This is a genomic window from Exiguobacterium sp. s46 (assembly GCF_018618875.1).
GTDB classification, from domain to species: Bacteria; Bacillota; Bacilli; order Exiguobacteriales; family Exiguobacteriaceae; genus Exiguobacterium_A; species Exiguobacterium_A abrahamii.
In genome coordinates this window covers 1,598,655-1,612,003 of the sequence record NZ_JACSMY010000001.1, presented here as the reverse complement: position 1 = coordinate 1,612,003, position 13,349 = coordinate 1,598,655, and the positions used below count along the sequence as shown (strand labels likewise).

Annotated in this window: 11 protein-coding genes; 8 read left to right on the top strand and 3 right to left on the bottom strand. The window is 47.9% G+C overall.

The genetic code is table 11. The features are described from left to right. Window positions 1-8: 8 nt before the first annotated feature. Window positions 9-2,405, top strand: coding sequence for a phenylalanine--tRNA ligase subunit beta (pheT, locus tag KNQ08_RS08475; protein ID WP_214805263.1), 2,397 nt, complete (start codon window positions 9-11; stop codon window positions 2,403-2,405). Window positions 2,406-2,470: 65 nt separating this feature from the next. Here pheT and KNQ08_RS08470 read toward each other — a convergent pair whose 3' ends face one another. Both KNQ08_RS08470 and KNQ08_RS08465 read right to left on the bottom strand, forming a co-directional pair. Next, window positions 2,471-3,658: an MFS transporter gene (locus tag KNQ08_RS08470; protein WP_214805261.1), complete on the bottom strand. Its 1,188-nt coding sequence runs from the start codon at window positions 3,656-3,658 to the stop codon at window positions 2,471-2,473. After that, window positions 3,655-4,083, bottom strand: coding sequence for a MarR family winged helix-turn-helix transcriptional regulator (locus KNQ08_RS08465; RefSeq protein WP_214805259.1), 429 nt, complete (start codon window positions 4,081-4,083; stop codon window positions 3,655-3,657). Before KNQ08_RS08465 ends, KNQ08_RS08470 begins: the two co-directional genes overlap by 4 nt. Before the next feature lie 258 nt (window positions 4,084-4,341). Between KNQ08_RS08465 and KNQ08_RS08460 the strand changes: the two genes are divergently transcribed. After that, window positions 4,342-5,808, top strand: a complete 1,467-nt coding sequence (locus KNQ08_RS08460; protein WP_214723778.1) for a UDP-N-acetylmuramoyl-L-alanyl-D-glutamate--2,6-diaminopimelate ligase — start codon at window positions 4,342-4,344, stop codon at window positions 5,806-5,808. Window positions 5,809-5,831: 23 nt separating this feature from the next. Here KNQ08_RS08460 and rnhC read toward each other — a convergent pair whose 3' ends face one another. Next, window positions 5,832-6,752 (bottom strand): ribonuclease HIII, encoded by a 921-nt coding sequence (gene rnhC / locus KNQ08_RS08455; protein ID WP_214805257.1) that lies wholly within the window; start codon window positions 6,750-6,752, stop codon window positions 5,832-5,834. Window positions 6,753-6,872: 120 nt separating this feature from the next. Between rnhC and zapA the strand changes: the two genes are divergently transcribed. The 6 genes from zapA (at window position 6,873) to KNQ08_RS08425 (ending at window position 13,290) form a co-directional block, all read left to right on the top strand. Next, window positions 6,873-7,109: a cell division protein ZapA gene (zapA, locus tag KNQ08_RS08450; RefSeq protein WP_029342308.1), complete on the top strand. Its 237-nt coding sequence runs from the start codon at window positions 6,873-6,875 to the stop codon at window positions 7,107-7,109. Window positions 7,110-7,112: 3 nt separating this feature from the next. Then, the gene (locus KNQ08_RS08445) at window positions 7,113-7,661 is read left to right on the top strand and encodes a CvpA family protein (RefSeq protein ID WP_214805256.1); all 549 of its coding nucleotides are present in this window, start codon (window positions 7,113-7,115) and stop codon (window positions 7,659-7,661) included. 46 nt (window positions 7,662-7,707) lie between these two features. Then, window positions 7,708-9,423 carry a DNA polymerase/3'-5' exonuclease PolX gene (polX, locus tag KNQ08_RS08440; RefSeq protein WP_149427698.1) on the top strand — a complete coding sequence of 572 codons (1,716 nt, stop codon included), beginning with the start codon at window positions 7,708-7,710 and terminating at the stop codon, window positions 9,421-9,423. Continuing rightward, a complete protein-coding gene (locus KNQ08_RS08435) occupies window positions 9,424-11,790 on the top strand; it encodes an endonuclease MutS2 (protein WP_214771082.1) in 2,367 nt (788 codons plus the stop codon). Between the two features lie 10 nt (window positions 11,791-11,800). Then, the gene (locus KNQ08_RS08430; RefSeq protein WP_023469001.1) at window positions 11,801-12,208 is read left to right on the top strand and encodes a DUF350 domain-containing protein; all 408 of its coding nucleotides are present in this window, start codon (window positions 11,801-11,803) and stop codon (window positions 12,206-12,208) included. A gap of 185 nt (window positions 12,209-12,393) precedes the next feature. Beyond that, complete coding sequence (locus KNQ08_RS08425) at window positions 12,394-13,290, top strand: YitT family protein (protein ID WP_050677634.1); 897 nt, start codon at window positions 12,394-12,396, stop codon at window positions 13,288-13,290. Window positions 13,291-13,349: the final 59 nt, after the last annotated feature.

Sequence of the window (13,349 nt, the reverse complement as noted above, 5' to 3'; positions counted from 1 at the left end):
GAACGCAGATGTTAGTCTCAAAACAATGGTTGAACGAATATGTGGATGTCAGTCACACATCAGGACAAGATTTGGCTGATTTGATTACAAAGAGCGGAATCGAAGTCGAAGGCGTAGATGTCCGGGATGAAGCGTTGAACAACATCGTCGTCGGACGTGTATTAACGAAAGAAAAACATCCAGAAGCAGATAAATTGAATGTCACGACGGTCGACATCGGGCAAGACGAACCGGTCCAAATCGTGTGTGGTGCACCGAACGTCGAAGCCGGACAAGATGTCATCGTCGCACGCGTCGGAGCTCGCCTGCCAGGTATTAAAATCAAACGTGCCAAATTGCGAGGTGTCGTCTCAGAAGGGATGATCTGTTCACTCGAAGAACTCGGATTCGAAAAGAAATATATCCGAGAAGATGAGCAGGACGGGATCCATACGTTCCGTGAACCAGTCACACCAGGACAAGACGTTTTGGAGTTACTCGGTCTACGTGATGAAATCCTCGAGCTTGGATTAACGCCGAACCGTTCGGACTGCCTCAGCATGTATGGTGTCGCACACGAAGTGGCGGCGCTTTACGATACGACACCGACTTTCCCGGTCGTTGAAGTCAACGAAGCAGAAACTGCGACGGCAGTCGACGTGACGCTTGATTCAGAGGACTGCCCGTTCTACGCGGCACGAGAAATTCAAGGCGTGACGATTCAAGAGTCACCGACTTGGTTAAAAAACCGCTTGATTGCGAACGGCATTCGTCCGATCAACAACGTCGTCGACGTTACGAACTTCGTCTTACTCGAGACAGGTCAACCGCTTCATTCATTTGATGCTGAAAAACTCGGAAAACGGATCGTCGTGCGTCAAGCGCACGCAGGAGAGTCGTTCACGACGCTCGACGAAGTAGAGCGGACGCTCGATTCTTCGATGCTGGTCATCACTGACGGTGAACACCCGGTCGCGCTTGCTGGTGTCATGGGTGGAGCGAATACCGAAGTCGATGAAAACACGACATCGATCATTTTAGAATCAGCTTACTTCGCACCGATTTCCGTCCGGAAGACGAGCCGTGTTCTTGGACTTCGCTCGGACTCGAGTGCCCGTTTCGAAAAGGGCGTTGATCCACGTCGTGTCTTGTTAGCACTCGATCGGGCTGCAACTTTGATTGCTGAACTCTCGGGTGGAACGGTTCAGGCTGGTGTCGCTCAAGCTGGAACGCTCGAGCTTGACGATCACTTGATTGAAGCGAGTGTCTCGTACATCAATCACCGTCTTGGTATGGAAATCGAAGGAACAGTCATGCAAACGCTACTCGAACGTCTTGGTCTCGGTGTTGAATTATCAGGTGATGCCTTGACAGTCAGCGTACCGACTCGCCGCCAAGACTTGAAAATTCCAGCTGATTTAGCGGAAGAAGTCGCTCGTCTCTACGGATATGATGCACTGACTTCAAGCTTACCGTCTGAAGCGAGCCGTGGCTTCTTACCAAAACGGAACATTCACCGTCGTCATTTACGCCGGACATTGCAGGGAGCAGGTCTTTCGCAAGCCATCACGTATTCATTGACGAGCGAACAACGCGCGATGCAATTCAATGAACGAGAAGATTTGCATCCGGTCAAACTGGCGATGCCAATCAGTGAAGCACGTTCGACACTGCGGACGTCACTCATTCCGGGACTCCTTGAAGTCGCGCAGCATAATGTCGCACGACAGCATGCCGATGTCGCGTTTTATGAACTCGGCAGTGTTTATCTGCAACGGGATGCGTCACTTGAGACACTCCCGATTGAACAAGAAATGATCGGTGGCGTCGCAGTCGGTGTGTCAGAACAACACCGTGCGCACGGAACGCTCGTCAAAACAGATTTCTTCGTCATGAAAGGAATCGTCGAGACACTCGCTTCTACAGTCGGTATCACGTTGACGTTCGAGGCAGCGAGCATTCCATCGATGCACCCAGGACGGACGGCGCGCATTTTGCTTGACGGAGAAGCGATCGGATTCGTCGGTCAAGTGCATCCTGGTCTGTCAAAAGAACAGTATGGTCTAAAAGAAGTGTACGTCTTTGAATTAGAGGCGATGGCACTACGTTCGAAAGAAGAGCAGGTCTACTCGGAAATCTCACGTTTCCCATCAATGACACGCGACTTAGCAATCGTCGTCGAGCGATCAGTGACGGCGCAATCCATCATCGATGTCATGACGGAAGCAGCCGGTCCACTTCTTAAGACGATCGAATTGTTCGATGTCTACACGGGTGAGAACGTCGGAGAGAATGAAAAATCATTTGCTTTCTCCCTCCGTTATCAAAACAAAGAACGGACGTTAGTCGATGAAGAAATCACGACAGCGCAACAGCGAGTCGTAGATGCAGTGAAAGAAACGTTCAATGCGGAACTTCGCGCATAATCAGGATAAACAAACAGCCGCTTTCCTTTCAGAGGAAGGCGGCTGTTTTTCGTTTGACGACAGATTCAAGAAGCAAGTTCTTCTGTTTCAGATGAAGCAACTTGTCGTTTCGTAAAGGTGAAATACAGTAGACCACTTACGAGAACAATCAGACTACAGGACAAGAACATATTGGAATAGCCGATACCGCTTGCGACCGTAGCAAGAATCAAGGCACCGATTCCAAAACCTGTGTCATAAGCAAGGAAAAAGGTCGAGATGGCTTTTCCTTTCTGTGCGGGAGGTGCGAAGTTCAAGAGAACGGTTTGAAGACCAGGGAAGATAGAAGCAGAACCGACTCCAATAATGACGGCTGCAAGCAATAAACCAGCCAATGAAGGATACATGCCGAGAATGACAAAGCCCATCATATAAAGAACATACGATGGCAACAACACGAATGCAGCTCCTCGCTGGTCGAACAGTTTTCCAGCAATCGGTCGAATCGCGACCATCCCGAGAGCCACTAGCGCATAAAAATAAGAAGCATATGCGATATGACCGATCGAGTCCGTGTACAGTGAAATGAACGCAGATGTACTAGAGATCGCAACGCCTGCCAACAGAGTCGCCACCAACAAAAGCGGACGCGATAAGAAGAGAGACTGACTTAAACGAAACGCGGACGTGCTTGGGATATGTTGACTCGTCAGTGGCAGACGCGTCATTAACAAGAAGGAGATGATCGCTAGGGCGGCAACCGTCACGAAGTAAAGAATGAAGGCTTTTTCCTGGATGAAGGTTAGACCGATGACGGGACCAAGGACGGATGCCAAGTTCATCGATAGGACGAAATAGCCCATCCCTTCTCCTTGACGTGTCTTTGGAATCAATGTCGTAACGGCGAGACTAATTGAAGAAGATAGCATCCCGAAACTAAAGCCATGGATGACACGGATGACGATTAAATAGAAGAATGATTCCAGTGGTAAGACAAGCAAGTAGCAGAGGCTCATTAATGTAAAGAGACTTGCAGAGACCATTAAGACACGCTTTAAATCATAACGATCTAACCAGTGACCAATCAGTGGACGAGAACAGACGGTTGCCAGGATGAAGCTCGTCACAATCCATCCGAGGGCTGAAGCGGAGACCGGAAACTGCTTAGCAGCGAGTAGTGGAAGTGAGGCATTGAGTAGATAAAACGTGATGAAGAGCAATAGGTTAATGATCAGCGTCATGACGTAATGACGCGAGAATAACCGAGCGATCATGAAGATTCCTCCTGTCGATGTAGAGTAAGTAGGTGCGTCATCCACTCACCGAGCTGTTGCTGATCGGTAAGGGAGAAGGAGGCGAGTAAGCGTTGGTGGGTCTCTTGGACCGCAGCATCGATTTGGTCGAACCGTTCAATGGCTAGAGGTGTCAATGAGACAAAGTGTGTTCGTCCTTCTTTTATCCGAGTGATGAAACCAAGCGTCTCAAGACGTGAGACGGTTTTCGTCACAGCTGGTTTTTCAATGATTAGATAATCGGCCAGTTGGACTTGTGAAACAGGTTGTAGTAATGCAACTGCTTTTATTAGTGCCCATTGACCCGTATGTAACGAGTAGGGAAGCAAGGTAGCATCAATCTCTCGTTTTACGAGACGTGAGACTTTTGATAGTTGTCCGAGTACATGTTCTTGTGTATAGAGCATCCTATTTCTCCTTTTAGTTAACTAGTTAACTTTAAGAGTGTATCAAAGCTGATTAAGAGGTGCAAGGGAAGAAACGCTCATTTCATGCATTGAAGAGAATAATTTTCTAGCATGATAAAAGATTAAGCAAGTCTTAAAGCGGGTATGTTCCGTAAAAGAGTATTTGATTTACTTGAAACAATGGATACGACTATTTATGTGATCGGTTGACTAATTCATCTTGACATAGAGAAGAGACAAAGAAGGGAAGAGTACATCATGAATCGACTAGCGAAGCTCCTGACTGAACTATTACCATTCACTATAAAGGAAGCAATCAATCCACTCATCACGAATATCGCAACCGATTCGCGACAAATCAGACCTGGCGGATTATTCATCTGTATCAACGGCTACACGGTTGATGGTCACGATTATATCAATCAGGCAATCCAAAACGGTGCTGTGGCGATTTTAGCTGAACGATCGTTTCCGGATTGCCCGGTTCCCGTCATTACTGTGCCGGATACGAAACGACTTGCAGGTCAAGTCGCGAATCGCTTTTACAATCAACCGAGTCAAAAGATGCGTGTATACGGTGTAACCGGAACGAATGGAAAAACGACGACGACGAAATTGGCGTATGATCTCTTTCGAGCAACAGGTATAAAAGCCGGCATGATCAGCACGGTCGGTGCACGAATTGATGAGGAACTCATTGAGACGCCGAATACGACGCCTGAAGCCATCATCTTACATCGACTGTTGTATGAAATGGTTGAAAAAGGCGTGACTGATTGCATCATTGAAGTGTCTTCTCACGCATTAGCCGAAGGTCGAGTCGAGGGAGTGTCTTTCCACTCGGCAGCATTTACGAACCTGACGCATGATCATCTGGATTACCATCATTCAATGGAGGATTACGCCAAGACGAAAGCTTTGTTGTTTCAACAAGTTGCTGCGTCAAATGGTCGGACCATCGTCTTGAATCGAGAAGATGGTTGGAGTCGCGTCATGCGAGAAGCTGCGCCTTTACAACCCGTCATCTGGTATACGACGCAACCACACCGGACGTCACAGATCGCGGTCGAGTGGTTGACGGACACCGTCAATGTGCGGATCGACGAGACGACGACGCGTGTGCCGACAGCTTTACTAGGTGAATTCAATGCAGCGAATTTAGCGGCGGCGATGGGATTGTTGCGGGCAGGCGATGCCAATCTCTATACCTTGATTCGTCATATTCCAGAACTGGAATTGCCGAAAGGACGACTCGAACGACTGGACTGGGCACCTTGTGAGATTTATATCGATTATGCCCATACACCGGATGGTCTAGAAAAATGTTTACAGGCACTCACTTCTTCCGGAGAGTCGCTATCGGTCGTTTTAAGTGCAGCTGGAGAGCGTGATCGAACGAAACGAGCGGAGATGGGGCGGATCGCAAGCAAATATTGTGAACACATCATCGCAACGGTCCATGATGCGAGGACAGAGAATCCGGATCGAATCATCGAAGAGCTAATCGTTGATATTCCACGTGAACATTTAGTAGGTTGTCATACGTCCCGTCATGAAGCGCTCGTACAAGCAGCGCATCTGGCGCACGAAGGGAAACGAATCGTCATTGTCGGGAAAGGTCATGATGAGGTAGAACGAATCGGTACAAAAACGATTCCTTTTAATGAAAAACATATACTTCTTGCGGAATTAGAACGACTGTCTGAAGGGGAGTCCGTCATTTAAAAAAACCGACCATTCCGTTAAGGTCATGGTCGGTTTCGTTTCGTGGCTAGTTGTTGTGCCTTTTTCGTATTCGCAAAATGGGCTTTCGTCCAGTCACGAAGTTTGTCAGCTCCATAACGTAAGATCAGTGAAGCGGCGACTTGATCCACTTTAGCACCAGCACCTTTCGGAATGACGACACCTGTTGTCTCGCTCAACTTGTCCATCTCCTTCAAAAAGATGGCGCGAGCGATGATGGATGAGGCAGCGACGGCGACATGGAGTTGTTCCGCCTTGGTCGAGAAGTAGACATTTTCTCGAACGGGATTGACGACACCAGACAAGTGTTTGTAGTAAACAGTCTTTTCAGCGAACTGATCAATCAAAATCGCTTCTGGTTTCGTCTCCAGTTGGTCAAGAAGTCGCTCGAGTACATCATTATGCATCAGGGCAGTCATCTTTCCTTGTGTCATCGTTCGTTGCATCTGATTGTATTCTGGATTGTGTAGGATACGATATGTGTACGGAATGACAGCATGGAGATCGCGAGCAATCCGACGAATCTCGGTATCGTTCAGATGTTTGGAGTCCCGAACACCGAGTTCGTGAAGAAGTGCAATCTGCTTTCGATCAACGAAGGAGGCGACGACGACGAGTGGACCAAAGAAATCGCCTTTTCCGACCTCGTCACTGCCAGCGACGGACCATTCTGCAAAACCATTCGGTAACGTTGAAACAAGTGGTTCCTTCGATTTAGTCGGTGTAGCCGTACCGAAGCGTGAAGCGATGGTTTCGGCTTCGGTTCCTTGAAACATCACTTTTCCAGAATTGTAAATCGTGATGACACATCCGGGTACTTTAGCGGCGAAGCGGGCATACGGTGGACTCTTCGTCTGTCCTTGTTTAAACTCTTGTATGACGAGGTCTTGCTTTTCTTTAGATAAGCGTAAAACGGTAGTTCCCACGAGATAACCTCCCTTTCCGGGATTAAGCATACCATCCTTAAGACCGATGGGGGACTTCTTTTCCTAAAACGAAAATGATGGTACTATATGAAAGAAGCAAAGTATGAGGAGGACAGAAAAATGGCTGATTCAGAAGGGTTGAACCGGACGACGATTCATATCGCAGGCAATGATTATACGATTGTCGGAACGGAGTCGCCAGAACACGTACGCGAAGTGGGTCTCCTCGTCGATACGAAAATTCGAGAAATCCGAGAACAAGCACCACAACTCGACGTTCGTCAAATCGCCGTCCTAGCGGCGCTTAATATTGGTAGTGATTACGTAAAAATAAAAAAGAATTTGGGTGAACTATAAACTATGATTTCTTTCGTTATCTTATTACTTCTCGCCTTAGGCGTCATGACGGGTGTCCGACGGGGAGTCGTATTGCAGGCCGGGCATTTGCTCAGCCTGATTATTTCCTTCATCGTTGCCTTGTCGTTTTATGAGGAACTGGCGACGAAATTCCGTTTGTGGGTTCCATATCCGTCGACACTGGATGATGCGGGAATCGACTTGACGATGTTCGCAATTCCAAGTTCAGCACGACTCGATGAGGTGTTCTACAAAGCCTTTTGGTTCGTCGTCCTGTTCTTCGGTACAAAAATCATCTTAGCGATTTTGTTATCGATGTTTGATTCGTTGACGAACATTCCGATTTTAAAACAAGTCAAAGGATTATTAGGTGGCGTCTTCGGCTTTATCGAGATGTACATCTTCATTTTCTTACTCTTGTTCCTCGCTGCATTCGTTCCGATTCAGTCGATACAGGATGCCATTGCAGACTCGAGTTTGGCAAGTTTCATCATCCAACATACACCGCTCCTTGCGAATTGGCTGATGGATCAAGTTGGATTGATAAAATAAACATGCTCCCGTTAAATGGGAGCTTTTTTTGAGGGGAGAATTGCACATGCGTACGATTCAAGATGCAATGCGTCACTTAGAACGAATCTCAGTCTATCTAGAGGTTAAAGGGGAAAATCCGTTTAAGATCAATGCTTTCCGAAAAGCAGCAAGTATCCTCGAGGCATCGGATGCTGACTTCATGGCAATCGACGATTTCACGGCGATGAAGGGGATTGGTAAAGGAACGGCTGCTGTTCTTGAGGAGTACCGGGAAACGGGAACGAGTACGGCACTGACGGAACTCGAACAAGAAGTACCGGAAGGACTGATTGCTTTACTGAAGATCCCAGGTCTTGGTGGGAAGAAACTTGCTAAATTGCATGAAGTCGGCGTCATTGATGCGGATTCCTTTGCAGAGAAATTAGCGGATGGTACAGTCGAAGCGATGCCTGGATTCGGTAAGAAGACGGTCGAAAAGTACGTCAAAGCGCTCGAAACGTTTGAAACACGACCAGAACGATTACCGTATGGTGTCATGCGGAAGGTCGTTGCGGAATTAAATCAGACCCTTGCGTCGTTCGATGAAATCATTCGCTTCGAAGTTGGTGGAAGCTTCCGCCGAGCAGAAGAGACGTGCAAGGATCTTGATTTCATCCTCTCGACGAACGAACCGGAACGGATCAAGGAGCAACTCTTGGAACTGTCGCTCATCGATGAAGTCATCGCTGCCGGCAGCACGAAAGTATCACTCGTCTTAAAACGAGACGTCCATTATATCGCGGTTGATTTCCGAATCGTCGATGACGCGGCGTACGCATCCACATTACATCACTTCACGGGTTCGAAGGATCACAATGTCCGGATGCGTCAGCTCGCCAAAGAACGGGGAGAGAGCATTTCTGAATATGGCGTTGAAACCGAGCAAGGATTAGTACAGCCGAAGACGGAAGAAGAATTGTTTGCGCGGTACGACTTACCGTTCATCGCACCTGAATTACGAGCAGGGCGTCAAGAGTTCGAGCAGGATTTGTCACACCTTTTAACGGAACAGGATATTCAAGCAGATGTGCACATGCATACGACATGGTCAGATGGAACATTATCTGTTGAAGAACTAGTCGATGCGTGTGCTGCACGAGGGTATACATGGATGGCGATCACCGACCATAGTAAGTATATGAAGTTCGTCAATGGATTGACGGAAGAACGTCTACGTGCGCAACGGGTCGAAATCGAAGCAGCACGCAAGAAACATCCCGAGATGACGATTTTATGTGGCGTCGAGATGGATATCTTGCCTGATGGATCGCTCGATTATGCAGATGATTTCTTAAAAGAGATGGATTACGTCATTGCCTCGATTCATTCGAAATTCGATCAGACGGAAGAAGAGATCATGCAACGGCTTGAGAATGCGTGTCGTAATCCTTACGTTTCTCTGATTGCCCATCCGACAGGACGAATCATCGGTAGACGAGAGGGCTATGCCGTTAACGTCGATCGCTTGATCGAACTAGCAGCCGAGACAGGAACAGCGCTTGAGATGAATGCAAACCCTGCACGATTCGATTTGACGGCAAGTTCCCTAGCAAAAGCGAAGGCTGCTGGTGTGAAAATTTTGATCAATACGGATACACACCGACCAGAAATGTTAGAAGATATGAAACTTGGAGTCCTCCATGCACGTAAAGCCTATTTGGAGGCGTCTGATGTCATCAATACGTGGAGCGCTGAAGCAGCACTTGCCTTCTTCGGTCGAAAACGTTTAGGAGTGGATTAAATGAATGCCAACGCATTACGCGTCTTAGAATATGAGAAGTTAAAAGAAAACATGTTATCGTTCACAGCAAGCTCACTTGGAGCACAGTTCGTTCGAGCGATGCATCCAGCGGAAGAGTTCGAGCAGGTCAAGGAATTGTTAGCCGTCACGACGGAAGCAACGACGGTTTACCGATTGCGTGACCGTTACCCGTTCGGTGGATTGACAGATGTCCGCAGTGAAGTGAAACGGGCAGAAATTGGTTCGGTCCTCTCGACGAGTGAACTCTTATCCGTTGCAGACGTCGTCTATTCAGGACGTCAAGTGAAGGCGTTCCAAGAACGATTGCATGAAGATCATCCGGATCTACGATTACCACGACTCGACAGTCGAATCGAACAGATCACGAAGCTCGTTGAGATCGAACAGGGGATTCGCCATGCCATTGACGACCAAGGAACTGTTCAAGATTCGGCAAGTGATAAATTACGAGCGTTACGTAGTCAGTTGCGTTCGCTCGAAGGACAAGTTCGTTCAAAAATCGATAGTGTCTTACGTAGTAAAGCGAAGATGCTGTCTGACGCCATCGTGACGATGCGAAATGATCGCTACTGTGTCCCGGTCAAACAAGAATATCGTCAAGCGTTTGGCGGGATCGTTCATGATCAGTCGGCGTCCGGTGCGACGTTGTTCATCGAACCACAAGCCGTCGTCTCTGCGAACAACGAGATTCAAGAAGCACGTTTGAAAGAACGGGCGGAAATCGAACGAATCCTTGCACAATTATCAGCACTTGTTGGGAGTGTCGGCGACTCGCTGCGCATCAACCTCGATGTATTAGCAGAACTTGATTTCATCATGGCAAAAGCATTATACGGTCATCAGATCGGAGCGGTCGAACCACGCTTGAATGAAAATCGCCATATCATTCTGAAGGAAGCACGACATCCCTTCATTCCAAAAGAAGAGGTCGTACCGATCACTGTCTCGCTGGGTGGCGATTTTACATCACTCGTCATCACCGGTCCGAACACCGGTGGTAAGACAGTTACTTTAAAGACGATTGGTCTTCTGCAATTGATGGTGCAATCAGGACTATACGTGCCGGCAGCAGATGAGACGGAGCTCAGTGTTTTCGATGCGATTTATGCCGATATCGGGGATGAACAGTCGATTGAACAAAACTTGTCGACGTTCAGCTCGCACATGACGAACATCGTCTCGATGATGGAGAAAATCGATTTCATGAGTTTGGTGCTGTTTGATGAATTGGGTGCGGGAACGGACCCGACAGAAGGTGCTGCCCTAGCGATTGCAATTCTTGATGAAGTGAAACGCCGCGGAGCACGTGTTGCAGCGACGACGCACTATTCGGAATTAAAAGCGTACGGCTATAACCGAGAAGGAGTCGTCAACGCGTCGATGGAATTCGATGTCGAATCACTCAGTCCGACGTATCGCTTACTCATCGGTGTACCAGGACGCTCGAACGCGTTCGAGATTTCAAAACGTCTCGGACTCGAAGACCGGATCATCGATGCGGCACGTGGTCAAATCGGTAGCGACGCACAGTCCGTCGAAACGATGATCGAACGACTGGAAGAGGCGAAACAGCGTGCTGAAACGTTAGAGGCTCAGTTGCTAGAAGAGAAGAAACGACTCGTTGCAGAGCGTGAGCAATTCGAGCAAGAACAAGCAGAGATTCAGGAAGAGAAAAATGAGATTCTGGCAAAAGCGGAAGAGAAAGCAGCACGTGCAGTCGAACGTGCCCAAAAAGAGGCTGAAGGCGTCATTAAACGTTTGAAAGAATTGCGTGATGCTGGTGCCGTCAAAGAGCATGAACTGATCGAGGCACGTAAAAAACTTGAAGATGCGAAGCCGAGTCTGCAAGAGAAGCGGATTGCTAAAGTAAAAGCGAAATACGATCAAACGCCACGTTTTGATAAAGGCGAAGAAGTCAAAGTCACGACGTTCAATCAAAAAGGCTATATCATCAACCAACAGGCGAACGGCGAGTACACCGTTCAAGTCGGCATCATGAAGGTGAACGTCAAACCGGAAGATCTCGCGAAGATCGGCAGTACTCCAAAACGTCCTCAAACAAAAGGGCGTTCTGGTGGTACGAGTGTGACGAAACAATCGGCGCCTTCAGCTGAACTGGATTTACGTGGCGTCCGTGTTGAAGAAGGATTATCGAAGCTCGAACGCTTCATGGACCAAGCTTTGTTATCGAACTACGACCACATTCGTGTCATCCATGGTCTGGGTACGGGAGCGATGCGTCAAGGTGTCCAAGAATTCTTGAAAGGTCATCGTCACGTCAAAGGTCACCGCTTAGGTGGTCAAGGTGAAGGCGGACACGGTGTGACGATCATCGAACTGAAATGAGGAAAGCAAGATGAACATTTTTGAGAACGTCTATGTCTATACGACAGCGCTCTATTCGGTCGCGGGATTACTGATCATTTTAGGACTTGCACTTTTTGAGTTGACAACCCGGTATAAAAACTGGGAACATATCAAGAGTGGCAACATCGCCGTTGCGTTAGCAACAGGTGGAAAAATCATCGGACTCGCCAATATCGTTCATTTCGCTGTTCAAGGGGAAGAACGGGTCGGGTCGATATTTCTTGAAAGTGCTTTTGGCTTCTTACTGTTGATATCGACATACTGGATCTTTGAATTCCTGACACCGAATTTGCCGGTAGACCGTGAAATCGAGAACGGCAACATTGCTGTCGGTATCATTTCATGTGCCTTATCGATCGGCATGTCCTACGTCATCGGATCAGCGTTAGTGGGGTGAATCCGTGTTAGAACGTTTAGCGAAAATCATGTTCGGGGTTTCGATTGCCTTTTTGGTCGTCGGTATCCTTTGGATTGTATTTAATTAAAAGAACCGGTCTTACCGTGTGATCATTCCGTACTGACATCGTTTCAGTACGGAATTTTTATTGGAAGCCACGCCTAATCAAAAAAGGAGGAACGCATATGAACGTACGAAAAACATCAACAACGACAGAAACGAGACGCCGTGCTTTTGAGGCGATGCAATTGATTTCTTGGAAGGACATCTTCTGGGTCATCATCGGATCGGCGATTCTCGCCTTTGGAATCAACTACTTTACGATTCCGAACGATTTATCTGAAGGTGGATTGATCGGGATCACGGTCATCTTCTACTATCTCTATGGCTGGGATACGGGACTTGTTTCCCTGATTGCGAACGCCTTGCTGTTCGTCGTCGGTTATCGATTCCTCAGCCGGAAGACGATGCTTTACTCCGTCATCTCGGTCGCCGTCACATCATTTGTCCTCTCCTCAACAGCAAGTCTTGCAACTTCATCAGATAGCCGTTTAATCGGTACGGTCTATGCGGGAATTCTGATTGGTGTTGGGATTGGTCTCGTCATTCGTGCTGGAGGAACGACGGGCGGGGGAGTCATCATCGCTCGACTGATGAATAAATACTTGAATCTCAGTATCGCGGTCTCGATGTTCATCATCGATGTCGCGGTCGTCGGTGCATCAGGATTTCTGTTCGGAGAAGAGACGATGCTATACACGTTGATTGCAATCATCATCGGCTCGTACTTGATTGATCTCGTCAGCGAAGGATTAAATGTCCGCGAAGCGGTCACGATCATCAGTCATCGCCAAGAGGAGATCGCGACGATCCTGACAGAGACGCTCGGTCGTAGCGCGACGGTCATCCACAGTCACGGTCATTTCACGAAACAAAAGAATGATATGTTGTATATGATCGTCGATAAACGACAACTGGCACCGTTGAAACAGATCGTCGAAGCAGCAGATCCCCGCGCCTTCGTCGTCATTCATAAAGTGCGCGAAGTCATTGGTGAAGGATTTACGTATCCATCCCGGTGATGTCTATTAAAAAGCAGTGCTTCTTCTTTTTCGGAAACGAGAAAGGGTGGTGCTGCTTT

Excerpts from the sequence above, each read along its gene's own strand:
- zapA (WP_029342308.1), top strand. The coding sequence starts at position 6,873 with ATGGCTGATTCAGAAGGGTTGAACCGGACGACGATTCATATCGCAGGC.
- pheT (WP_214805263.1), top strand. The coding sequence starts at position 9 with ATGTTAGTCTCAAAACAATGGTTGAACGAATATGTGGATGTCAGTCAC.
- KNQ08_RS08435 (WP_214771082.1), top strand. The coding sequence starts at position 9,424 with ATGAATGCCAACGCATTACGCGTCTTAGAATATGAGAAGTTAAAAGAA.
- KNQ08_RS08430 (WP_023469001.1), top strand. The coding sequence starts at position 11,801 with ATGAACATTTTTGAGAACGTCTATGTCTATACGACAGCGCTCTATTCG.
- polX (WP_149427698.1), top strand. The coding sequence starts at position 7,708 with ATGCGTACGATTCAAGATGCAATGCGTCACTTAGAACGAATCTCAGTC.
- KNQ08_RS08460 (WP_214723778.1), top strand. The coding sequence starts at position 4,342 with ATGAATCGACTAGCGAAGCTCCTGACTGAACTATTACCATTCACTATA.
- KNQ08_RS08465 (WP_214805259.1), bottom strand. The coding sequence starts at position 4,083 with ATGCTCTATACACAAGAACATGTACTCGGACAACTATCAAAAGTCTCA.
- KNQ08_RS08445 (WP_214805256.1), top strand. The coding sequence starts at position 7,113 with ATGATTTCTTTCGTTATCTTATTACTTCTCGCCTTAGGCGTCATGACG.
- KNQ08_RS08470 (WP_214805261.1), bottom strand. The coding sequence starts at position 3,658 with ATGATCGCTCGGTTATTCTCGCGTCATTACGTCATGACGCTGATCATT.
- KNQ08_RS08425 (WP_050677634.1), top strand. The coding sequence starts at position 12,394 with ATGAACGTACGAAAAACATCAACAACGACAGAAACGAGACGCCGTGCT.